Below are 21610 nucleotides of genomic sequence, written 5' to 3'. Positions count from 1 at the left end.
TCGTAGCCTCGCGTGTGCGGGCGGAAGCACTCAAGACATTCGATAGGCGGGCTCCATTGTGAAATTTCACGATTGACCGTCGATTGGTGACTCACTCTTGATGCGGAGCTTGAATCCGTTGTTGGCGAATGGGCAAGTGGCGACCATCTCTTCTAGGTCAAACCATTTGCTTTTCGCGTTGTCGGAGAGTGTAGGAAAACTTATGGATGAAAGTTTAGTGCCATTTCGGTTATCGCTTGCGGTATGCGGTCTTCGCGCTGCATCCGATGTAATAGTCGTTCGAAATTTACCGGGGCGGATTCGTGGTGGTTGGAGTTATTGCATCGTATTCGTCTCTAGGCGCTATTCGTCTTCGCAGCTTGTTGCTCATGACGCACAACGTGCGTGCGCAAGCTACTTCAAAGGAATGATGCTGAGCGCTCTGGAAAGCTTTGTCCGAATGGCGTTTGGTGCGGTCGGGAATGTAGCGCGGGAGGGCTATTGAAGTTGGTTGGCGGCTCCGCGATAGACGGGGCCAACTCAAAACCGTGGCCGGATCGATCCAATTCAAAAATGCGCTCGCCGACGGGCTTGAATGAGACGCCGAACACGCTACCGGCCAATTATCATTTGCGAATGCTACGGTCCGATCGATGGCACGCGGCTTAACTGAAGTGAGAAGTCAGTGTCGTCGAATTTTATTCGACGTTCCTTGATTTTCTTACCGATACCGAATATAGCCGTAAGCCGTTTTCCGGCGCGCGGCCTTCCCTGAATCAGGCGTGCAATGGCGTCATGGTGGATATGAATGGAGGTTAGATTGGATAGATTGTTCTTTGTATTTCGCGGCATCGATCACGATGGGTTGAATCGGATACGCGACACCTTGCTCGAGTCACATCGAGAATATGTACGTCAGGAGGCGTCGGTGAAGATGATTTACGGCGGCCCGCTGTATGACGCTCAGGATCAAACTATCGGGTCATGCCTGATTCTTGAGGCCGACTCAAAGCAGGACGTGGAGGCATGGCTCAGCGCCGAACCGTTCTACAACGCCGGACTGTTCGCGATGGCGTCGATTGATCGGTGGGGGTGGTCTTATGGCCGATAGCACAAAGAGCGCGGACTTTGCGCTTGATCTTCGAGGACATCGCATCGTTTGGAGTAGGGCGATTGTCGACGTACTCGCGGACGAGATTTCCGCTGCGGGCATACAGCGGTTTCTCCTCATCAGTTCTGACGAACTGGCGCGGCATTTCGATGCCGTTGGGGGCAACGATGCGAAGCGGCTGTCCGGCGGCAGATTTACGGATGTCGTACCGCATGTGCCGGAGGCTAGCGTCGTCGGTGCTGTCGAGGCAGCGCGCAACTGCGATGCTGACGGACTGCTGGTCTTCGGTGGCGGGTCGTCGCTCGATACGGCTAAGGCAGTGAGCGACCGCTTGGGTCTTCCGATCATTGCCATTCCGACAAACTTCTCCGGCTCAGAAGTGACATGGAACTTTGGCTTGACCGCAAACGGGGTGAAGCACACCGTCAGAAATCCCGCCGTCCTGCCGAAAACGATCATCTACGATCACTCTCTTCTCGGGAGCCTGCCGTTGGATGTCGCCGTGTGTAGCGGCATCAACGCGGTTGCTCACGCAATCGAGGCGCTGTATGCACCGCAAGCTAACCCCCTTACGCAGTCGTTGGCCGAAACCGGTATCCGCAAGATGGTAGCGGGTTTGCAGGAGCTTGCCGCATCGAAGGGTCAATCAGATCAAGCGGCAGTATTGTGCCTAACCGGTTCGTGGCTCTGTGGTGAGGTGCTATCCCAAGTAGGGATGGGACTGCATCACCGCATCTGTCATGTACTGGGCGGAACGTTTGGACTTCCGCACGCGCAGACACATACCGTTCTTTTGCCCTATTCCGTCGACTGGAACTTTGACCATGCGGCGGCTCTCGCTCAGTTGAGCGGACTGTTCCCCGGACGGTCTTTGGCGAGAGGTTTGGCGGAATTATCCATACGACTTGGAGCGCCTCCAACCCTTAAGTCGCTTGGGCTGACAACTGCCCAGATACCGGCAGTGGCGCGACTGGTCTTGGAAACACCCGTCGCGAATCCGCGGCCCGTCGCCGTCGGCGATGTACACGCTATTCTTGCTCAAGCGTATGCAGGCGATCTTGCGGCCAAGTAACAACACATCGAATTGAAACTAGATGCAGGAGAAGAAAATGAAAATACCAGACGCGTTCAACCTAGACGCGTGGACGGAAGAGCATTTGCCAACGTCGCTTGGCGCAATCGGCAATCGGGAAGTCTTCAAGAAAACCGATTTCATTTTTCAGATCATTAAAGGTCCGAACGCACGCAACGATTTCCACATCGACCCGTGGGACGAAATTTTCTATCAGTTGCACGGCCACATATTTGTTGACACTGTCGAGGACGGCAAGGTGGTCCGGCATCGCATCAACGAGGGCGAGATTTTCCATCTCCCAAAGAACGTCTTTCACTCGCCACGGCGTCCTCCAGGTAGTGTCGGGGTGGTCATCGAGCGACCACGTTTGGAAGGTGAGGAAGACGGAATCGCGTGGTTCTGCGAGAACTGCGGAAACAAATTACATAGTGTGTATTTCTGGTGCGAGGATATAGAAACAAATCTCAAGCGTTACGTCCAGGAGTTTAACGAGGACGAGCACCTACGCACCTGCAAGAAGTGCAGCTCGGTACTTCCCGATCCGACCAAAACACCGCAGTGGACCGGTGACGACTGGAGATAAGACATGCTCTACATCCTTTATTGCAAGGACAACCCGCGGGTGTCGGTGCACGTTCGGACGATGCACAAGGAAGCCCATCTCGCTTATCTCGCGGACCATGCGGGACTTATCGTGCTCGGCGGCGCGATGCTCGACGAAGACGGCGAGACGAGGGTGGGTAGTACGCTCATTCTCAATGTTGGAAGCCGTGCCGAAGCGGAAGCCTTCTCTGTCAACGAGCCATTCCGCCGTGCAGGGCTCTACGCGAGCGTGGACATCATCCGTATGCGTCGTGCTCAATGGCGCCCCGAGCTAGCGCCGCAATCGGTGGATGGCAAGTAGATGGACGAAATCGGCTTGCCATACCGGTTGTTGGGGCAATTGAGCGCGATCGACAAAGGTGCATTGCCGGCTGGGTCGAACTGGCTGCCTCACAGCGCCAGCGTGGACCGGTTGTCGGCGTGCGCAGACTTTCTATGGCGCCTCCAGGAGATTTCGTCCACGAAGCCGGTGAATTGTGATGGCTAAAACGATCGTAGAGGAGATTGTGCGCACCATAGATCGCGCATCCGCTGACGAGTGGAACTGCATGTCACAGATATTGCGCGACCGGGCGCTGCAGGAAGCCGCACGGCTGGACAGCCGTGCCACTGCTGGACTATCGGTGCCGCCGCTCGCTGGTATGCCGTACGTGGTCAAGAACCTTTTTGATGTGAAAGGGATTCGGACACTGGCGGGCGGCCCCACCGATGACTCCATAGCGGTAGCAGACCAAGATGCTTGGCTCGTACGTCGGCTCGCGGATGCGGGTGCAATACTTCTCGGTACCGCTCATATGGATGAGTACGCGTACGGATTTCTCGGGGACAACCCGCACCACGGTCGGGTCATTAACCCGATGAATCGCGAACTGTACACCGGGGGATCATCGAGCGGCTCGGCGGTTGCCGTGGCAGCGGACATCGTCCCTTTCGCCGTGGGCTCTGACACCAACGGTTCGGTTAGAGTGCCCGCCGCCTTCTGTGGAATCTTTTCACTGAAACCGACCTACGGCGGCCTGCAGCTGACGGGCAGCATGCCGCTTGCACCAAGCCTTGATCACGCCGGAATTCTCGCCTGCTCGCTGGATACTCTCGCGTCCGTTTGGTTCGCGTTGAATCCAGCCGATTCGAGTCTAGCTAGTCATGGAGAACTGGTGCCGGGTTTCGCAACGGGCGATTATCGACATCTCAGCAGTGCGCCCGTGCGCGAGGCCTTTGCCAAAGTCCGATCCGAATGGCCCGAAAGTCCAGATCTTGCATTGACCCATATCGAGGAAAGCCTAGCGGCCGCCTCGCTGCTCACGGCGTTCGAAGCAGTTGCGAACCATTCGGCAAGACTACGGAACATGCCTAGTCTTTATAGTGACTCAATCGCAGAGAGACTGTCGGCTGCGGCCAGCATCCGGATGACCGACTACGAACTTGCTAGGCGCGCTCAGGATCGTCTTGGAAGATCCGTGCGGGCAGTCTTCGATGCCGACGACGTAGATGTCATCGTTGCGCCGGTGGTGCCGATCAACGCTCTCGTCATCAACCAAGCCAACGTGATGCTCAACGGAAACGAAGTAAAGGCTGCCGATGCGGCAGGTCTGTTCACCAGGCCGTTCTCTCTGACTGGGTTGCCGGTTCTGACGATCCCAGCCGCGCATGGCCATCAGAAGGGACCGCGAACCGCTGTGCAATTGGTGGGGCGGGCGGGCGAAGAGTCGACGCTTTTCACTTTCGCACGGGAATTCTTGCGGCGCGTGGGCTAGTGCGGATAGCGGCGAGCGGTGAAGCTCGCCATTCAGGCATCATTCGAGGATACACAGCGATTTATCGACGTGAATGCGCTCCGCGCACGCCTTAAGACAAGGCACATCCATGTAAAGCTGGCGAACCTGATCTCGGTAGAGGAGGCGCTCGCTTATCTGGGCCTTTTCTTCGAGCACCACGACTTCACGCAATACCCGCTTGACGAACCGTTCCCGGACCTCGGCGATCTCGGCAAAAACAGCTTCCGTTCGACCAACGACTGCATCTAGGCTGAAGCGAAGAAGCACGGCGTTGCCGGCGCTGCCGCCATTGAACTCGGTTGTTGACTTACGCTGTTGGAGGTTCTTTTGCATTGCGTCGGCCGTTGTGGTTGTCCCTAATTTTGTTTCAACAATTATCCGTTTTTCGCACTGACCAGCTGCCGACATCGTCTTCCCCTAGGTTGTACGGTATCCCGAAGAGTGTCGAGATCAACGGTGCCATGATTCATCTTGCCATGCCCAGTTGCTTGTCCGGACGTACGACTTCCTCATCACCGTGAGCCTGTGCTCCATGAGCGCGAACGATGCGTTCGACGCATGGGACTTTGTCGAGTCGCACCGCTTGTAGTATCGAGCTTTGTCCGAACAGCAATTACACAAACGCGAACGTGCAAGAAGCCGCTTGAAAAGGAGAGTAAAGTCAATGGAAAAGCAGTTATTCATTTTCCGCGGTATCGATCATGCGGACTCGGGAAAACTTCGTGACGGTAAGGCCGTTGCCCAACGGGAATACAATTTGCGACCTGCAGACAGTCGCATGATTCATGGTGGTGCACTTTACTCGGTGGATGGGGCGCCCATCGGAACGTGTCTTGTCGTCGAGGCTGAAGGTTTGGCGGTGGCGCGTGCCTGGATCGACGCATCACCGTTCGTCGAATCGGGGCTTTTCAAGGTAATGACATTGGAACGCTGGGGTTCGAAGTAGGTTGCCAATCCGCGATCGACAATCGGGCCTTATATGGGACCTGTTGAGCGATTTTCTTGAGATGCCGCTGTTCAGATTTTTGGTGTAACCGGGCAATTTCAGCACGGATGCTTCCGTTGGACGATGCTTCGCGACCTCAATGTGGCTCTACATGCGGAGTGGTGCCGTATGTCTATTCGATCACAGTGCACGCGTGAGAGAAATGCAAAAACCTCTGACGTGTGAGACGTCGTGCACTGCGCGTGAACGGGAAAAAATGCATGCCGTACTACGGGTCATAATGGTCGACGGTGCTTGAGGCACAGACGGAGCCACATCCGCACAAGACATGGCACTTTGGACGGGTTTCTGACGCATCTCGCAGAAGTCAGTTATCGAATGAAAGAGGAGGGTTGCTTCAAGGACCATATCGAACTTCCGTTTTCGTGGATATTCGGCATCTCGCCGCATTGGTCAACGAAAAATCTGCGAAGACTCCAGTCGACAGGGGCGCATGTAAATTGACCTGAGGTGCCGCTCACGCTGCAGATGAGATGGCGATTTTGATCGCGAGTTCCACTTGTTTATTCTGGAATTGCCAGTTCTTTGGCCAGCCAGTCCGCCGCTGGGCCATGTGCTTCCTCGATACGAGTCACCATGTGAAGGGCGTATGAGATTGATCTCATGCTTCCCAAATTCAAGATAACAAGTGCCCCCGTCTCTAGATCCTTGCTGACTTTATCTCTAGGCATCGTGCCCCATCCAAAGCCTGTCCGTAGTAGATCATGCTTAGTGGTCAGATCGGCAATTCGCCATGTATGCGTAGCGTAGACGCCAAAATCTTGATTCTTAGTTATAGCGCAGCGGTCCGACAACACCAATTGAGTATGGTTTCGAAGTTCCGACATAGACACGGTGCCAGTAACGTTCGCGAGGGGATGTCGTGGACTAGCCACGGGTACGAGTTCCGCAGATCCAAGTATGGCGACTTCCACGGTGTCTGGCCATGGGTGAATCACACCCGAAACCCCAATCTCACAGCTCTTGTCCAGAATCATTTGCAAAACGCCGCCAAGTGCTTCAATGCGGATGTTGAGCGCAACATTCGGGAAACTACGAGCGAATCGCACGAGAACATCCGTCAGGTGCGCTGATGGGAACATTACATCCACTACGACAGAGAGCTCGGTTTCTACGCCGAGCTTGAATTCTGACGTCCGCGCTCTTAGGTCCAGCATTTTCATTTCGATGTTGCGAGCTTCAGCGAGAATTGCTCGCCCGACCTGGGTCAGGACAGGTCGTCTACGAGTCCGCTCGAACAGCGATACCCCTAGATACGACTCGAGGCTTGCTATCGTGTAGCTGACAACGGATTGAGTGCAGTCTAGCTGAGTCGCGGCCCGCGAAAAGCTGCCCGTCTCGACCACCGTTGTGAAAACTTTAAGGTGCTGGGAGTTTGCAGTTTCATGCTTCATGGCAATTTTTCGCGAAACCGGGCTTGGTTATTCAACCTTTACCGACAGCGGCACGGCATTAGGATGTCTGCGGCTAATTTAACCAAATTCACTCTGGAAGCGTGATGTTCGAATTGATCCATTGTTCGAAAACACGAAGGTAGGTGATCGCGAAGTCTTGGGTTGCTGGTACAAGGGATCCGCTGTCGTCGAACAGTTTCTCAGCATTTCCGATATATGCCTCTGGCTGCTGCAACGTTGGGACATTTAGAAATACTAGTGATTGGCGCAAGTGATGATTGGCGCCGAATGCGCCTAGGGCACCGGGAGAAAGCGAAATAATCGCGCCAGGCTTCGCATTCCATACACTCTGCCCGTAGGGACGTGACCCAATATCAATGGCGTTTTTTAGTGCTGCGGGAATTGACCGGTTGTATTCTGGGGTGATGAAAAGAACTGCGTCGGACCGCGAAACCTGCTCCCGGAATGACACCCATTGAGACGGGGGCGCAGCTTCTTCGTCCGGGTTGAACAACGGAAGATTGCCCAGGTCCACGATCTCCAGTTGCAGTCCGCATGGTGCAAGTGACTGGAGGTGAAGGGCCAGCTTCTTACTTAAAGATGCTTTGCGTACGCTACCGACGAGCGTGGCGACTTTTTTAGGCGTTGACATAGAGTTGTCCAGGGAGAAGAGTTGGTTGATCGTCGGAAAAACAATGACGGGAACGCCAAACACGGACCGTTAATATGTGATTGCCAGAGTGCGGCCGTGATCGAGGTCAATGAAGCACACGACACGCCCGGTCCAAACACGCTAGACCTCGTCTAGGGAGGCGAAAATTTTCAGCTGTCGTTTCATCACTCTGCCGGCTAAAATTTCACTTCCGTAGTCTCTTCGAGCAAATTTTCTAGAAAATTTATGCAAATGCGTTCTTGACTACAAGAACGAAACTTACGCGATTACGTGGGCCTCAAAAAGCCGGTAATATGGAAGGATCATTCCACCAACGGGACGCTGGGGTCAGCGTATGCCGATGTTAGACTTTAACGACTTTAATTTATTTGTGCAGTTGGTCAACTGCGGTGGTATCACTGCGGCAAGCCAAGTTTTGAATCAACCGAAATCGAGCATCAGTCGTCGTTTGATCGACCTCGAGGAGAATTTAGGGGTGCGACTCATACAGCGAACGTCAAGAAGCTTCATCGCTACGGATGCCGGCGAGGCGTTCTATCGCCATTGCCTGGATGTGGTCGCGGCCGCGGAGCATGCGGAAGTCGCCATGCAGCAGCGTGCAAGCGAACCCGCGGGAAATTTTCGGTTCAGTTGTCCTACAGTGCTGGGACAGGTCGTTGTAGCGAAACTGTTGCCACGTTTCATGTCGATACATCCGAAGATCAACGTTATCGAGCATGTTACAAACCGGGCCGTGGATCTCATCGAAGAACGCTTCGATCTTGTATTACGTTTGCATGAGCAAGTTCTCGAAGACTCTACGCTGATCCAGCGTGACCTGTGCAGCGTCCAACTTGTCGTCGTAGCAAGTCCGTCATTTCTCGATGCAATAGAACGTCCGAATCAGATATCCGATCTTAGGAAGATTCCGGGTCTAGATCATCGCGAGACCGGGACCGTGTCTACCTGGGACCTGCGGCAGGGAGACGCACCGTACGAACGAGTGCAATTCCAGGCACGTTTGCGGTCAAATGACATGGTCACCATTCGTCAGGCGGCGATCGATGGGGTCGGTATGGCAGCACTTCCTGAATACTTCGTTAAGGAAGATATCGCAGCGGGCCGGCTTGAGCGGCTCCTGCCGGAATATGGCGGTCGGCCGGCCGTGGTCTCCGTTATAACGCCATCACGCAGGGGCGTTGCGCCGGCGGTTCGCCGGTTCATTGACTTTCTCATAGCGGAGCTACCGCTGGCTCTCTCAAGTAGTTATGGTATTCACTGATGTCGGAGTTCCGGCCTCGCGTAGTGCGCAGGAAAGTGCCATGGTGTGGAAACCCGGTGCTTGCGTTCGGTCGAGGCCATTTATCAAAATGAGATCAGGCGTAACTTCCCAGGATTTGAATCGACGCGGGATCGATTTGGCCGGAGCAACGAACTCCGGTCTGGCCTGGTCCCTCGGAGGGAGGGGGCGCGTTGGAGGTGATTTTTCTCCAAAATTCTTTCAATGTCTCGTCGACGCGGCATTTCCTGCAACAAGATGACGACATAAGTGAATGGGTGCACTTATATATGTTGGAATGAAAGGCACAGAAACTGCAAGGAAATTAATTTTTTGGCTCGGGAAGATCGCAATAGCGGTCAGCCTGCGGATTAAATCTGACAGGCCGCTGTACGAAATGTTTAATTGGGAATGCTATTAATGACCGTGGTAAAGACTAAGCGTTTCCTTAGATAACTTAGGATTGTTAATATCGTCTGCTGTTTTCGGATGCCGGACATGATTTGATTGGTCGTCGTTGTCTTTGTGGCCCTCTGTCGCCTGAGTCGATCTCTGTACTTGTTTGAGTATATCGGAGCGCGAATCGCTTTGTTGGGCGCTCGCGACAGATGTGACGAACAACGTGATAAAAATCACTGGAGTGGTATTGACTTTGTTTGATTTCATCGAAAATTAGATGTCAAATATAAACAAAGATTATTGAAATTTGATACTGTATATTTACAACATTTTGCATTTAAAAACTCCCGTATCAGTTTCGGGAGGCGAGGTGAGATTTATCTTTTCGTGTCTACTATGAAGTGACGGGCGACGGTTAAAAAGAGATCAAATTCTGATTGAATTCATCGAATTTGACGATCATGATCGATAAGGTAAGCCTCGACCAGTTACGCACGTTTCTCGCGATCGCAGACCAAGGTAGCTTTTCCAAAGCAGGTAGACATTTGCGACGTGCGCAATCTGCGGTTAGCAATTCGATTGCTAACCTCGAAGAAGGGCTGGGCGTCAAGTTATTCGATCGGGGCGAATGGAAACCAACACTCACGATGCATATCAACGCATTGCTAGACGATACCTGTACGATCGTCGATCGCGCTGACCGGCTTAAGTCGCGCGCCCGCACCTGTCACAGGGACTCGAGCCGGAGGTGTCATTGGTGTTGGATGCGATGTTTCCTATGGCTTGTATAGTGAAGTTGGTAATTGAGTATCGACGAACGTTTCCGACGGTGTCCCTGCGCTTGAAGACGGACCTGATGGGGGGCGGAGATGCTCACCGGTGGCCGGTACCAACTTGGCGTTCAAGGTTCGTTGCCAGATATTGCGCCGGAGTTCGTTGCTCAGATGATCTTTTCAGTTGAACTGATCCCCGTGTCCACCCCACAAAGCGTGTGCGTGCGGCGCGGAGCGGTGACACGCGACGTGTTAAGGGACTGGGCGCAGATCGTTCTGACCGATCTCACCGATATGTCGAGCAGGCGTACATTTTTTGTTCTTTCGACGAATCAGATATCGACGACAGACTTCAGCTCGAAGCATGCGATGCTTCGAGCTGGATTGGGCTGGGGATTTATGCCTCGCGAACTCGTAGCAGATGACCTTGCTTCCGGACCACTTGTCAAACTCAATCTCTACGAGATTGATCCGCGAAGCGCCAATATGCCTCTATTCTTGATACACCTGCGTGATACCGCCATTGGACCGACAGCCCAATGGATGTCGGATTCGATTTTGGGTTTGCTTCCGCCGTGAACGGCTTGGCGTGGGTTGTGGACCTGCGTCGGTGAATGTGGCGACAGGGTTGTAGGCACGTCGTGTTGCTGTTGTTAAGTCGAGGATGAACGTCGCGGTCGAACGGCCAACCCCGAAGACTGCATTCTCGTGGATACGAACTGGGTGCTGGAACATTGCCTGAAGACAGCTATCAATTTGGGGCACGCATGTGTCGCGTTCCGCTTGAACGAGGAGACGTCGGATCCAAGACATCAGACACCGGAGATAGGAAAAAGGCACGCATGCTCCGGCGCGTCCATCAAATGCAGCGCCAGTCGCTCGAGGGGGGGCAGACCCACAACCAATCGGAAGCTGTGGGCATACCAGATCAGGCAAGATTCAATTGCCTTGAAGACCCGATGCGACTTTTATGCAGGATCGTACTTCGTGCGGGAAGCAGATTTGCCCGATTTCGGAATCTTGGATCGGATCAGGGCAACTGCCCATCCTCGGGTTCCGTTGCATGGAGGGGGAGCATCCTTCCCAGTACGCCATCCTTCTTGAAAATTAGATGATAGGCAACTCCCAGAATATGCATTCCAATAGTCACGTAGACGACGTACTGTCCAAATTTGTGAATGGCGGCGCAAATATCGCCGAGCGCCCGGTTTTTCCAAGCGAATTCAGGCATCGTCCAGATTCCGAACAACTCAACGTCGTACCCGTGGCCAGTTGTCCAAAGGTAGCCTGTCACCGGCATCACAATCATAACAACGAAAAGTATTCCCGAAGCGATATGTGCGACATACCTGTTTGATAAGGACACGCTCGCTGGGAGATGGGGCGGGCGATCGTAGATTCTCCAGATGAGTCTGAAACACGTGATAAAAAGAATTAGCAGTCCAAGGCTTTTGTGAATTGTCAGCCAGAATAAAAATTCAGGTGTGTCTTCCTTCATCGAGACGATTACCCATGCAGTGGGAAGCAGGGAAAACATGAGTAGTGCAGTTATCCAATGCATTGCCTGATGCTGGGGCGAATAACGACGTTGCGGCGAAAGGTTAGTGCTCATTTTATTCCCAAGGTACGATGGTTGTTGACGAAACTTCCCGGCGAACGAATGTACCGGTAGAATTTATGAAAACGGAGTTAATTCTGGAGGCAAAATAACACTCTAGTCCCTATCGCCGATTTCGAAATTTCTAGGTAGGGGAGTTTTTGTCTCTGGACCAAACCATCTGTTGTAGATTTTAAGCGCGGCCCCACTTCTTTCAGAGTCGAGTAACGACGCATTCACAAAATCCACAAGACTCCATTCGTTTTTCGGAATTCCGACTCCGATGTAGTCTTTTGAAATGGAGAACGAAGATATTTCATATTTATCTTTGTCGTTGTGCTCATCAATCAAGCTTGCGAGTTCAGGTCCATCCAATGTGATTGTCTGTACTTTTTCGGAGTCGAGAGCCGAAAGCAAAGACGTCAAATTGCTGAATGTCGCTATTGATGCCGTTGGGAATTCGCGACGAATGGTGCTTTCATTAGTCGTTCCGCTGTCGGTCCCGATGGTCATGTGCGCTAGTTGTGATCTGGAGGTGAGTACGCCCTTTCTTGCAAGAAATTGCTGCCCGGACGAAAAATACGGGATACTAAAAGAAATGTCCTGTTTCCGTTCGGCTGTGATTGTCAAATTCGCGATTACTAAGTCGACTTTGTCAGAAATTAGAAGCGGTATTCTGTTCGGTGCGTCGGTGGGGATGAATTGTAACTTTACGTGGAGTTTGTCCGCCATTTGCTCCGCGAAATCAATGTCCATACCGACCAGGCGATTGGATTTTGAATCAATAAAGCCGAACGGCATATCTTCACTAAGGACTGCGACACGGAGGGTGCCTGAATTTCTGATGTCGTCCAGACGATCTGCGAAAGCAGCTCGAGAGGCGAGGATTGAGCTCAAAAGAGCAACGGATAGGACGAGGAAGAATCGGTTTGAGTTCATTTTTCAATATCCAGATGAGGTTCAATTGCGTCTCGCGCAAGCGTGAAAATTTGTCCGCCAGAAGGCGAGAAAACTGACTCGGTATAGAATTGCGCGAGATGAAATTGGTCAGGTATACGGAATTAAATGAGTTGTACGTCGTGACTAAAATCGGTGTTGCAAGCCGATTGCGACTCCTGTTTGATTATTTTTCCCGGGAAGCTCTGCGTCATTCCCTCCACTGACTTTGTTGAAATCCACGGTGCCATACAATGTCGTCGATTTAGAAAGTGAATAATCGACAAGTAATACAGCCGTATAACGCGTTCCGGAGTTTCCGTTATAACCATTGACGTCCTTCGCTTTATCATAATAGAAGGCTCCCGTTGCGGAGATCGCAGGTGAAAACTGATAAGAAATGCCTGTGTACCCGATAGCGTCCTTCCGGGGGGCTTTAGAAAATGAACCGGGTGTGACGTTCTTGCTGGGGTCGTTTAGGAAACTATCAACTACGCCGCTTTTATCTTCGCCACCAATGTATCCCAGCGACAGCGTGGCGGCTCCCACTACGTAGGTCGCAGCGAGCCCCCACATTTGCTGTGGACGGGCCTGTGCATTGCGAGCGTTTTGGTATACAGCTCCGATGGTCAGGCCCGACACTGTGTATTTGGAGTGAATCCCCCAAGACGAATTCGCGCTAAATTGTCCAGGTTGCTGACCAAATCCATAGCTTCCGCCGATTTCCAGATTACCTATCGAAACATAATATCTTGCCACGTTGTCGAACCAACCCTGTGTCAGAAAGTACGGCCATTGATTGGCTGTGTAATTTCCAACCGTGAGAGGATCGAGGTACCCAAAGAAGTAGAAGCCCTCGGATGGTTGACGTCCCAGTTGCAGCGTCCCGAGCTCGCTTTGTAGCCCGACATATGCATATCTACCGAACAAGCGGCCGCTATTGTCCATACGGCCGGTTTGTGGATCAAATCCATTTTCTAATTGAAAAATCGCTGTCAGGTTTTTACCGAGATCCTCGGAACCTTTCATTCCCCAACGGCTGTTATTCATAGCTCCGTTTGTCAGTTGGACAACACCGTTATTTTTCGAATCTGAATTCGTTGTGTACCGAAGGCTTTGATCAACAACCCCATATAAGGTCACCGAACTCTGTGCGAACGTGACATTGCACGCAAGAATTGTTGATAGTAATCCTAACTTACGAAAATTCATTTTTGTCTCCTGAAAATGTTTTGCGTTGACGATTATTTTATAATGATTTTATGAAGGTATTTAATGGCGAATTGTATTTTTATTGATGACTCATCTTGTGCGGGCCGAATGTTTGCAACAGGGATGACGGCGACCTTGAGTGCCGCCATCGTTGCGAATTTAGGCACAATCAGTCAGCTGGTTCCGAGGCGGATTTGACGAAACGGTTCCCCGCGGCTCAATTTTCCTGTTCGAGTGCTTGAGAGATAAGAGATGATTTTGTTGATTCGTTTTTTCTAAACCACGTGAAATAAATGAGGGATAGGATTAGAAGAAACGGAACACCCGTAATGAGCGTCATCTTGAACTCACGTGTGAAGTATGTCGTGATAAGTGACGAAATTATTAAAAGAATTCCGAAAATCGTGGTAACAGGGAAGCCCCACATCCGAAATACGAGCAGGGCATCACGATTCCGCCGCCGAAAAAACAGGTGCGTAACGAAAATCATCAACCATGCGAACATGGCTCCGAACATCGACACGGACAACATCAGTACGAAGGCAGTGCCCGGATAAATCAGGTTCAATGCTGTGGCTAGTGCTATACCGATTGTTGACAGGAAAAGTGCAGATCCAGGAATACCTCGGGAATTCAACCGTCCAAAGAGACGCGGCGCCTGGCCCGCGCGAGACAGACTGAACATCATGCGCGTGGCGATGTACAGCTGGCTGTTCATGGCAGATAGAGCCGCAACGAGAATCACAAAGTTGATTGCACCAGCTGCGCCCGGTATTTGCGTGGCGGCCATCACCCTGACAAAGGGACTTTCGTCCGTGCCTGCTAGATTCCACGGGACTATCGCCAGCATCAGAGCGAGGGTCAGCAGATAGAAGATGACGAGTCGGAGCATCGTTACTCGAAACGCTTTGGTAATGGCCACTTGAGGATCGTGTGCCTCGCCGGCGGCCACCGCGATCATTTCGATGCTCAGATAGCTGATGATTGCCACGATCACTGCTACCCAAGTTCCCCACACGCCCTTCGGGAAAAATCCGCCATGAGACGTGTAGTTAGAGAACCCGACTCCTGAACTAGACGTTGAGGAGAATACGACGTAGGCACCGAGAATAATGAAGCCAACGATCGCGATGATCTTCATCATGGAAAAGACATATTCAACGGCGCCAAATACCTTGACGCTCAGCAAGTTGATGCCAATCAGTGCAGCAGAAAAGCCGATGATCCAGTACCATCCTGGCACGCTGGGAAACCAGTACTTCATGTATACGGCGATGGCTGTAACCTCTGTGCCTACGGCAAAAACGAGAGACGACCAGTACGCGTACCGTACGAGGAACCCAGCGAGAGGGCCAATGTAGTACTCGGCGTAGGCTCCAAAGGATCCGGAGACGGGATGTGCGACAGTCATTTCGGCTAGACACCCCATGAGTAGCAATGCGATCAGGGCGCCGATTGCGTAACTTATCAATACGCTGGGTCCAGCGAAACCAATAGCGAAGCCGCTACCGAGAAAGAGTCCGGTACCGATAGCGCCTCCTATCGCAATCATCGATAGCTGTCCGGTGGACAAACTGCGGTGAAGTCCCTTTTCGCGATCGACAATTGTGTCGAAGCGCCGGTGCTGCTGGGTCATGGCTTTATCTCCTGGCTGAGGCGGCTCGGCACTCGTTGCCGTTTGCCGCCCGTGCTTCGTTCTAGTGGGAATTCACTGCATCTTAGGAAACTGCCTTGCGAATCTTGAATGCGTCGCTGTCCCACGCCCGTGTTTCGGTGATTTCCCTAAGCGCTGTGATGGTGTTCCAAACGTCGATGTGGCGTACATAGAGCGGTGCCAAGCCAAAACGAAGGACGTCAGGCGCTCGAAAACCGTTGATTACGTTGCGTGAGATCAGTGCCTGTGTAATTGCGTGCGCTTGTTCATGCAACAAAGAAACTTGACTGCCTCGTTCTTGTGCATCACGGGGAGAAATTACTGAGAAGCCTAGACCTTCGAGTTCCTGATCGACCAGTTCGATAAAGAGGTTACCGAGGGACACGCTTTTGTCGCGAAGGACGTCTAGGTCGATACCGTCGAATACCTCCAATGCGGCCTCAAGCGTGAGGATTCCGATTTGCGGCGCAGTGCCGGTTAGCATTCGTTCAATGCCGGAATGAGGAACGTATTCGTGCGTAAAGTCGAACGGTCTGGCATGTCCATGCCAACCGGTAAGCGGCTGTTGGACAGAATCGAGATGACGACGTGCAACGAAAACAAATGATGGTGCACCCGGGCCACCGTTTAGGTACTTGTAGCCGCAGCCGACAGCGAAGTCGACTTGGCTACGATTCAGATGAATCGGCATCGCTCCGACTGAGTGGCATAGGTCCCAAACAATCAATGCCCCGACTTCGTGTGCTCTACGGGTGATAGCCTCCATGTCATACCGTTTCCCTGTCCTGTAGTTCACGTGCGTCAGTGAGACGACTGCTGTGTTCTCGTCAATTGTGGCGAGCACCTCGTCTGGATCTACGCAGCGCAATTCGCTGTTCGTTAATTGCGCGACGCTTGTGGCAATGTAGACGTTCGTCGGAAAGTTCGTTTTTTCTGCAAGAATTACGCGACGCCCGGCTCGCATCCGTTTAGCTGCGACCAGAACCTTGAAGAGATTTACGGAGGTGGAATCGGCGACGATGATTTCGCCTTGTTCGGCGCCGGTAAGTGTGGCGATCTTGTTGCCGGTGCGCTGTGGCGCCGGATACCAATTAGCGTCGTTCCAAGAGCGGATCAGGCCGCGGGCCCATTCTTGCTCAAGTGTTTGTTTAATACGGCCAGGCACATTCGCTGGCATGGCACCAAGCGAGTTACCGTCTAGATAAATCGTGTCTGGGGGCAGGTCAAAACGCGAGCGGCGGTCTGCCAAGGTGTCAGCCGCGTCAAGTACCAAGCATTCAGTTTGGGTAATCATGTACTTTTCATCCTGTACTGGAGAAGTGCAATTGCAGTTGCGTCGCTACGTCGAGCCTTTAATAGCTGCTCGACTGGTATAGACGAGGGTTAGATGACGCCGACGACTGATAGTGTCGATCCGGTCGCGGATCCAAGCCTTCGATCTCGCCATCCGCACGGGTAGGCGACTTTTTTACGATCGCTGTGCGTGTAGTGAACGTACTGTACGAGGCGAAAAAATGCCAAACAACACCGCTTTGGCGATTAACAATATTGAAAATTTAGATACCACGGTGAAGACGGGGCCGCTCGGCGAAGCTTCGGTTCACTGATGCTAGCCATTCTCCTCTTACCGTGTGAACTTGGTGGGTTTCGAAAGGCGAACCGGATGCTCGCGATGGGTCGTCTGCTGTCCGGTTTGGCGTCTGGAAACGAGTGGCTACGGTTGTCAGAGAATTGACGTTCTCTCTTTACTGTCGGGGTCCGGAGCATCGTCCGATTCTTGTCAAGCAGTGGTGGATGATTGAAAAAGTGGAAGGGCCCGTCTCTAACTCGTCTAGATTTGGCCAACCTGCTACTAGCCTTGAGTGTGTGCATTACTCGTGTGAAGGCGTAGCTGCGTCTACTGCACCCTCCCAGTGGCGAGACATTGCTTCTCTGCGGGTGGCTTTCAGAAGGAAGGCGCATTGACATACAGTGTGCGCAGACTTGGTCGAAAGGAAACCCCACTCGACGAGGCTGGTACAGGACGACAATGGAAAAGCGCCATATTCCGATTGGCGCCGACGCTGCAGACTTCAGCCCGTCATCTTCGAACAACCTATTCTTTAGCGGACTCACTTCATGATGAATCCCGTCGGAGCCAACGTGAATACGTCGACGGCCGATGATCTGGTTTTCTCCAGAACCGTTGCCGGTACCCATCTCGTAGTGGGCAATGGTTGCACCATTTCGCAATTTCGATATCGGCAGTTTGGTGCGCAATCAATGTCGCCGTTTGTTCTGGTCGATCATTTTCATATGTGGGAACCAACGTTCGACGTGCATCCGCATGCGGGTTTTTCTGCGGTGACGCTCACGTTCGAAGACACTGTTGGTGAGATGATCAGTGTTGACTCGCTTGGCAAGTCAACGGTTTTCGGTGCAGGCGATCTTCACTGGACCACTGCTGGACGTGGTGTTTTGCACACTCAAAAGCCGAAGAGTTCCGCAGCGCACATACACGCTTTGCAGATATTTGTGAATCTTCCTGCTGCTATGAAATGGATCGAACCAGACTCTTTTCGAGTGAAAGCTCGCGATATTCCGGTTGTGACGGGACGAGGATGGACAGTAAGGGTTGTAGTAGGCGAATTCAACGGTGCGAGATCGCCAGCAGTGGTTCCAAGACCGGTCCTGATGCTGGACGGCTTTATCACGCGCAAAGGAGAAAGTCTGTTTGTTCCATTAGCACCGCAGTGGAACGCCTGGATATATGTAATTGAAGGTACGTTGGTAACTCAGGACGGAGTTGTCAAGTATGGCGATCAGGCCGTTTGCGCCGGCGCTGGAGATAGCGAGGCGCTTGTGCGATTGGCTTCTCTTGGTACCTCCCATTTCGTCGTGCTCGCCGGTCCCCGAATTGACGAGCCTGTGTTTCAGGAGGGACCGTTTGTATTTGAAAGTGCGTCTTCGCTTTCTAAGGCGTTCTCGGAATTTCGTGCGGGTCGATTTGGAACAGTACTTGATGATGAGACCTGGGGGTAGCACGGCGGTCGTCGGAACGTACGGGTTGCGGGATCGACTTGTTTGCGCCTATCAATGAGGAGCCGCTTCGCGGGTCGCTTGGTCGTGCAGGCACGGTGACGATTCTAAAATATGAATATCGATCAGCAACAGCTCGAAACGTTTGCTGTGGTTGCGGAAGCACGGCATTTCGGCCGGGCGGCTCGCGTGCTGAACGTCACTCGTAGTGCGGTCTTTCAGCGAATCCTTGCACTGGAGTAGGCTCTCGGAACGCCACTGTTGATACGTGACAGGGTTACTCCGACCCCCGCCGGGCAGACGCTTCTTCTGCACATTCAGGCGCTGAAACTGTTGGAGGCAGACACGCTTCTGCAAATCAAGCCAGGAGCCGATGGGAGAGCGAAGATCGCGATTGCCGTCAATGCAGATTCGTTGGCAACCTGGTTCGAGCCCGTCGCCTGTGCTATCGCAAACGATAAGTTCGTACTTGAACTCATAGTCGACGATCAAGATCATACGGCGTGGTTCAGAATCGGCCGAATTTGGGTGACACGGACGAACGTCGTCCCGCCTGTTAAGGCCAGATTAGCTAGCAATGCAATATAAATGGAGGTCGTGGACCTCCCCGCTTCAGGTCCGCTGAGGCTGACGAGGACCGAGCCCGAGCAGCGTGAGCCAGTGCGGATGATTCTGATCGGTCGTCAGCTCACGCGGGCTCCTGTCGTTGCGTTGAGCTCGCCGGCTGCGCAGGAAGCGCCGATGGTTCAGGAAGAACCGCTGCAGGTCAAGGTACGAGTTGCCCATATGGCGCCGCAGCGTGAAGTAGTTGTGCAGCCGCGAGTTGAGGTTTTCCACCAGCGCACTGCTGCGCGGCGTGTGTTCTATGACCTGGGCGACGGCGGCGAAGACGGCGTGGAACTGGCTGCCCAGTTTTGATCGTAACCGCCCCCAGCCTTGCCAGTACGCGCGCGATGTGGTCGGCATTGCGGTGCAATAGGCAAGCGGCGCGCACTAGATCGTCGGGGACGCCCGCGGCCTGCGCGATCCCGGCGAGTTTCGCATCGAGCACGCCGGCGAACGCCAACAGGTCATCACGCTGGCTCTGCAGCGCAACGCGCACCGGGCGGATGCGTCGCGCATCCTGCGGCTCGCGGGCGGCGAGCTCCTGGACGACGACGTCGAACAGCGTCTGTCGCGTGGCAAGGGCCGGCCCCGCCAGCGCCAGGATGTCATGACTGAGCCACTGGGTGAGCGTGCGCATGTCGAGGGCTAACTGATGTGCCTGGGCTTCAGCCTGACGCGCCCGCTGTCCGCATTGACGGCCTTGAAATAGCCGCCCGACGGCAGATCGCCCGGCAAGGCGCGGATCCAGCAGCCCGATACGCTTGCGGTTGCCGCGGCGCCTGCGAAGGCCTGAATAGATGATCCGCACAGCAAGGCGGCGAGTAGAAGTTGGCGTGACGTCTTCATGATGTGCTCCTTGGTTCTGTCAGCGGAAATGAAGCATTAAGCAGATTGCCGCGCGGCGCGGCCAAAAAGCGTGCGGTCGGCGAGCCACACCGCGAGCAGTGTGGCGCCCATCAATGGGAAGACGATGCCGAGCAGAACCAGGCCGGTTTTCCAGCCGCGCATCGGCGGCGCGGCGCGCTCGCGGGAGGGCGCGCCGAGCGAGCGCTGCGGGCGCCGCTTCCACCACATCACGCAGCCGGTCACGGCCATCCCCGCAAGCCCAAGTGAAATCGCGGCGCAGAGGATCTGATTGGCAACGCCGAAATAGCGGCCCATATGCAACGACGTACCGTACGAAACGGCCTTCGACACCGCGCCGTAGTCGCCGTAACGAATGTCTTTCAGCACCGCGCCGCTGTATTGGTCGATGTACAGCGTGCGCTCGTCTTTCGGGTCGGCGGGAAAGTACGAGACGGTGTAGACGCCCGTAACGGAGGCGGGCAACACGATGTCGTAACCGCTCGGCACACCGAGCGATGCGACGAGCGCAACGACGCGTCCGAGCGGCAGCGTCTGCGCCGTGTGTGCGTCGGCGGATTGCGGTACTGGCGTGTTGCCCACGGCCCATGGCGTGAGCGGCAAGGGCAGGTCGTCCATCACCATGCCCGGCATCGAATCCATGTTCGCCGCGTGGGCGCTGTGCTCGTCGTGTTCATGGACTGATGGCTGGACAGTGTGGGCTCCGTGAGCCGCTTGCGTTTCGGCGCTTGTATCCGCAGTGCCAGGAGGTTCGCCGGCGTGCATGCCAGGCAAGGTGGAGCGCAACGGCAGGCCGCCCCACGATCCCGGCGGCGCGCCAAGATTGGCGGCGCTCGCGAGTGCCTTGAACTGCTTACCCCACGAACCCGTCCACGGCAGACCGCTCAGCACGAATACGAGCGCGCCGAGCGCGAGCCAGATGCCCATCACGGCGTGCAGGTTCTTCCAAAGCGCGCGGCCTTGCAGTGAGAAACGTGGCACCAGCGCCGCGCGTGCAGTGGTTTTCTCGCGCGGCCACCAGAGTGCGATGCCGGTGCCGATCATCACGAGTGTCCAGCATGCGGCCAACTCCATCAGTAACTCGCCTGGTTTGCCGAGCAGCAGCTTGCGATGAAGCATGCGATCCACCTGCATGAAGCGGCGCTCGACGCTCAGCGTGCCTAATACTTCGCCGCTGTATGGGTTCAGATAGACACTCTGCTTTTCACCATTGGCGAGACGAAAGATGAACTCGGTGCTGCGATCCGGTGCGTTCGCAATGGGCGCCGTCACCGCGCGCGCGTCGCCCGGCATTGCCGCGCGAGCTTTGGCAAGCAAGGCATCTTCAGTCAATCTGGGCGTGGCTTGCGGTTCGACGATCAGACGATGCGGGTAAAGCAGCGGCTCGATTTGCGGTTGGAAGCAATACAGCGTGCCGGTGATCGCGAGCACCACCAGAAACGGCATCACAAAGAGGCCCGCGTAAAAGTGCCAGCGCCAGAGGGTCCGGTAGCCGGCGCTTGTGGCACTCGTGGCGCCCGTTGCCGAAGTCGTGCGTTGAGCGGTGGTGGTGGACATTCAATCCTCCTGAAGAAAATTGTGGGTCGATCGGCATGCGCAGCGATGCATGCGCGGGTTTGCAACTCGCGGATGCATCGAGCACATCGGGCGCATCGAGCGCCTGGCGAGCACAACACG

21 protein-coding genes and 1 pseudogene are annotated in these 21610 nt (G+C 54.0%); 11 read left to right on the top strand and 11 right to left on the bottom strand.

Going from position 1 to position 21610, the window contains the following annotated elements; translation table 11 throughout:
* The first annotated feature begins 787 nt into the window (after window positions 1-787).
* From KHO23_RS35495 to KHO23_RS27690, 7 genes and pseudogenes are all read left to right on the top strand, one after another.
* The gene (locus KHO23_RS35495; RefSeq protein ID WP_268963944.1) at window positions 788-1090 is read left to right on the top strand and encodes a YciI family protein; all 303 of its coding nucleotides are present in this window, start codon (window positions 788-790) and stop codon (window positions 1088-1090) included.
* Window positions 1080-2162 (top strand): maleylacetate reductase, encoded by a 1083-nt coding sequence (locus KHO23_RS27715; protein ID WP_211615094.1) that lies wholly within the window; start codon window positions 1080-1082, stop codon window positions 2160-2162. Before KHO23_RS35495 ends, KHO23_RS27715 begins: the two co-directional genes overlap by 11 nt.
* Window positions 2163-2199: 37 nt before the next feature.
* Complete coding sequence (gene nbaC, locus KHO23_RS27710) at window positions 2200-2748, top strand: 3-hydroxyanthranilate 3,4-dioxygenase (RefSeq protein WP_211615092.1); 549 nt, start codon at window positions 2200-2202, stop codon at window positions 2746-2748.
* Window positions 2749-2751: 3 nt separating this feature from the next.
* Window positions 2752-3069 carry a YciI family protein gene (locus tag KHO23_RS27705; protein WP_211615090.1) on the top strand — a complete coding sequence of 106 codons (318 nt, stop codon included), beginning with the start codon at window positions 2752-2754 and terminating at the stop codon, window positions 3067-3069.
* A gap of 178 nt (window positions 3070-3247) precedes the next feature.
* Window positions 3248-4522, top strand: coding sequence for an amidase (locus KHO23_RS27700; protein WP_211615088.1), 1275 nt, complete (start codon window positions 3248-3250; stop codon window positions 4520-4522).
* A gap of 135 nt (window positions 4523-4657) precedes the next feature.
* Window positions 4658-4789 (top strand): annotated as a pseudogene (locus KHO23_RS35205) (LLM class flavin-dependent oxidoreductase); the annotation flags it as partial.
* Between the two features lie 418 nt (window positions 4790-5207).
* The gene (locus tag KHO23_RS27690; protein ID WP_211615084.1) at window positions 5208-5489 is read left to right on the top strand and encodes a YciI family protein; all 282 of its coding nucleotides are present in this window, start codon (window positions 5208-5210) and stop codon (window positions 5487-5489) included.
* A 563-nt stretch (window positions 5490-6052) separates the two neighbouring features.
* On the opposite strand, the gene KHO23_RS27685 is transcribed toward KHO23_RS27690, so the two are convergent.
* On the bottom strand, window positions 6053-6943 hold the full coding sequence (locus KHO23_RS27685; RefSeq protein ID WP_211615082.1) for a LysR family transcriptional regulator: 891 nt from the start codon (window positions 6941-6943) through the stop codon (window positions 6053-6055).
* 88 nt (window positions 6944-7031) lie between these two features.
* On the bottom strand, window positions 7032-7595 hold the full coding sequence (locus tag KHO23_RS27680; protein WP_211615080.1) for an NADPH-dependent FMN reductase: 564 nt from the start codon (window positions 7593-7595) through the stop codon (window positions 7032-7034).
* A 355-nt stretch (window positions 7596-7950) separates the two neighbouring features.
* On the opposite strand from KHO23_RS27680, the gene KHO23_RS27675 reads away from it, so the two are divergent.
* The 3 genes from KHO23_RS27675 to KHO23_RS27665 all read left to right on the top strand — a co-directional run bounded on the left by KHO23_RS27675 (window position 7951) and on the right by KHO23_RS27665 (window position 10625).
* A complete protein-coding gene (locus KHO23_RS27675; protein WP_211615079.1) occupies window positions 7951-8877 on the top strand; it encodes a LysR substrate-binding domain-containing protein in 927 nt (308 codons plus the stop codon).
* A gap of 857 nt (window positions 8878-9734) precedes the next feature.
* A complete protein-coding gene (locus tag KHO23_RS35700; RefSeq protein ID WP_211615076.1) occupies window positions 9735-10064 on the top strand; it encodes a helix-turn-helix domain-containing protein in 330 nt (109 codons plus the stop codon).
* A 78-nt stretch (window positions 10065-10142) separates the two neighbouring features.
* On the top strand, window positions 10143-10625 hold the full coding sequence (locus KHO23_RS27665) for a substrate-binding domain-containing protein (RefSeq protein WP_211615073.1): 483 nt from the start codon (window positions 10143-10145) through the stop codon (window positions 10623-10625).
* A gap of 451 nt (window positions 10626-11076) precedes the next feature.
* Here KHO23_RS27665 and KHO23_RS27660 read toward each other — a convergent pair whose 3' ends face one another.
* From KHO23_RS27660 to kynU, 5 genes are all read right to left on the bottom strand, one after another.
* The gene (locus KHO23_RS27660; RefSeq protein WP_211615071.1) at window positions 11077-11658 is read right to left on the bottom strand and encodes a cytochrome b; all 582 of its coding nucleotides are present in this window, start codon (window positions 11656-11658) and stop codon (window positions 11077-11079) included.
* A 102-nt stretch (window positions 11659-11760) separates the two neighbouring features.
* On the bottom strand, window positions 11761-12582 hold the full coding sequence (locus tag KHO23_RS27655) for a transporter substrate-binding domain-containing protein (protein WP_211615068.1): 822 nt from the start codon (window positions 12580-12582) through the stop codon (window positions 11761-11763).
* A 144-nt stretch (window positions 12583-12726) separates the two neighbouring features.
* Entirely contained in the window at window positions 12727-13791 is a 1065-nt protein-coding gene (locus KHO23_RS27650) for a porin (RefSeq protein WP_211615065.1), read from the bottom strand.
* A 217-nt stretch (window positions 13792-14008) separates the two neighbouring features.
* A complete protein-coding gene (locus tag KHO23_RS27645) occupies window positions 14009-15427 on the bottom strand; it encodes an amino acid permease (RefSeq protein ID WP_211615064.1) in 1419 nt (472 codons plus the stop codon).
* Window positions 15428-15509: 82 nt separating this feature from the next.
* Window positions 15510-16739, bottom strand: a complete 1230-nt coding sequence (gene kynU, locus KHO23_RS27640) for a kynureninase (protein WP_211615061.1) — start codon at window positions 16737-16739, stop codon at window positions 15510-15512.
* 824 nt (window positions 16740-17563) lie between these two features.
* On the opposite strand from kynU, the gene KHO23_RS27635 reads away from it, so the two are divergent.
* Window positions 17564-18466, top strand: a complete 903-nt coding sequence (locus KHO23_RS27635) for a pirin family protein (RefSeq protein ID WP_211615058.1) — start codon at window positions 17564-17566, stop codon at window positions 18464-18466.
* 51 nt (window positions 18467-18517) lie between these two features.
* Here the strand turns inward: KHO23_RS27635 and KHO23_RS35750 are convergent, their stop codons facing one another.
* The 4 genes from KHO23_RS35750 to KHO23_RS27615 all read right to left on the bottom strand — a co-directional run bounded on the left by KHO23_RS35750 (window position 18518) and on the right by KHO23_RS27615 (window position 21490).
* Window positions 18518-18961: a hypothetical protein gene (locus tag KHO23_RS35750; RefSeq protein ID WP_236067014.1), complete on the bottom strand. Its 444-nt coding sequence runs from the start codon at window positions 18959-18961 to the stop codon at window positions 18518-18520.
* Window positions 18962-19075: 114 nt separating this feature from the next.
* Window positions 19076-19429, bottom strand: coding sequence for a hypothetical protein (locus KHO23_RS27625; protein WP_211615056.1), 354 nt, complete (start codon window positions 19427-19429; stop codon window positions 19076-19078).
* A 285-nt stretch (window positions 19430-19714) separates the two neighbouring features.
* Entirely contained in the window at window positions 19715-19915 is a 201-nt protein-coding gene (locus KHO23_RS27620) for a copper chaperone PCu(A)C (RefSeq protein ID WP_211615055.1), read from the bottom strand.
* 36 nt (window positions 19916-19951) lie between these two features.
* Complete coding sequence (locus KHO23_RS27615; protein ID WP_211615053.1) at window positions 19952-21490, bottom strand: PepSY-associated TM helix domain-containing protein; 1539 nt, start codon at window positions 21488-21490, stop codon at window positions 19952-19954.
* Window positions 21491-21610: the final 120 nt, after the last annotated feature.

Origin of the sequence: Paraburkholderia haematera, from assembly GCF_905220975.1 — a bacterium.
Taxonomy (GTDB): domain Bacteria; phylum Pseudomonadota; class Gammaproteobacteria; order Burkholderiales; family Burkholderiaceae; genus Paraburkholderia; species Paraburkholderia haematera.
This window is presented reverse-complemented; position numbering and strand designations above follow the sequence as displayed.

Coding starts and splice junctions, on each gene's coding strand:
- KHO23_RS35495 (WP_268963944.1), top strand. CDS start 788: ATGGAGGTTAGATTGGATAGATTGTTCTTTGTATTTCGCGGCATCGAT.
- KHO23_RS27715 (WP_211615094.1), top strand. CDS start 1,080: ATGGCCGATAGCACAAAGAGCGCGGACTTTGCGCTTGATCTTCGAGGA.
- nbaC (WP_211615092.1), top strand. CDS start 2,200: ATGAAAATACCAGACGCGTTCAACCTAGACGCGTGGACGGAAGAGCAT.
- KHO23_RS27705 (WP_211615090.1), top strand. CDS start 2,752: ATGCTCTACATCCTTTATTGCAAGGACAACCCGCGGGTGTCGGTGCAC.
- KHO23_RS27700 (WP_211615088.1), top strand. CDS start 3,248: ATGGCTAAAACGATCGTAGAGGAGATTGTGCGCACCATAGATCGCGCA.
- KHO23_RS27690 (WP_211615084.1), top strand. CDS start 5,208: ATGGAAAAGCAGTTATTCATTTTCCGCGGTATCGATCATGCGGACTCG.
- KHO23_RS27685 (WP_211615082.1), bottom strand. CDS start 6,943: ATGAAGCATGAAACTGCAAACTCCCAGCACCTTAAAGTTTTCACAACG.
- KHO23_RS27680 (WP_211615080.1), bottom strand. CDS start 7,595: ATGTCAACGCCTAAAAAAGTCGCCACGCTCGTCGGTAGCGTACGCAAA.
- KHO23_RS27675 (WP_211615079.1), top strand. CDS start 7,951: ATGCCGATGTTAGACTTTAACGACTTTAATTTATTTGTGCAGTTGGTC.
- KHO23_RS35700 (WP_211615076.1), top strand. CDS start 9,735: ATGATCGATAAGGTAAGCCTCGACCAGTTACGCACGTTTCTCGCGATC.
- KHO23_RS27665 (WP_211615073.1), top strand. CDS start 10,143: ATGCTCACCGGTGGCCGGTACCAACTTGGCGTTCAAGGTTCGTTGCCA.
- KHO23_RS27660 (WP_211615071.1), bottom strand. CDS start 11,658: ATGAGCACTAACCTTTCGCCGCAACGTCGTTATTCGCCCCAGCATCAG.
- KHO23_RS27655 (WP_211615068.1), bottom strand. CDS start 12,582: ATGAACTCAAACCGATTCTTCCTCGTCCTATCCGTTGCTCTTTTGAGC.
- KHO23_RS27650 (WP_211615065.1), bottom strand. CDS start 13,791: ATGAATTTTCGTAAGTTAGGATTACTATCAACAATTCTTGCGTGCAAT.
- KHO23_RS27645 (WP_211615064.1), bottom strand. CDS start 15,427: ATGACCCAGCAGCACCGGCGCTTCGACACAATTGTCGATCGCGAAAAG.
- kynU (WP_211615061.1), bottom strand. CDS start 16,739: ATGATTACCCAAACTGAATGCTTGGTACTTGACGCGGCTGACACCTTG.
- KHO23_RS27635 (WP_211615058.1), top strand. CDS start 17,564: ATGATGAATCCCGTCGGAGCCAACGTGAATACGTCGACGGCCGATGAT.
- KHO23_RS35750 (WP_236067014.1), bottom strand. CDS start 18,961: ATGATCTTGATCGTCGACTATGAGTTCAAGTACGAACTTATCGTTTGC.
- KHO23_RS27625 (WP_211615056.1), bottom strand. CDS start 19,429: ATGCCGACCACATCGCGCGCGTACTGGCAAGGCTGGGGGCGGTTACGA.
- KHO23_RS27620 (WP_211615055.1), bottom strand. CDS start 19,915: ATGAAGACGTCACGCCAACTTCTACTCGCCGCCTTGCTGTGCGGATCA.
- KHO23_RS27615 (WP_211615053.1), bottom strand. CDS start 21,490: ATGTCCACCACCACCGCTCAACGCACGACTTCGGCAACGGGCGCCACG.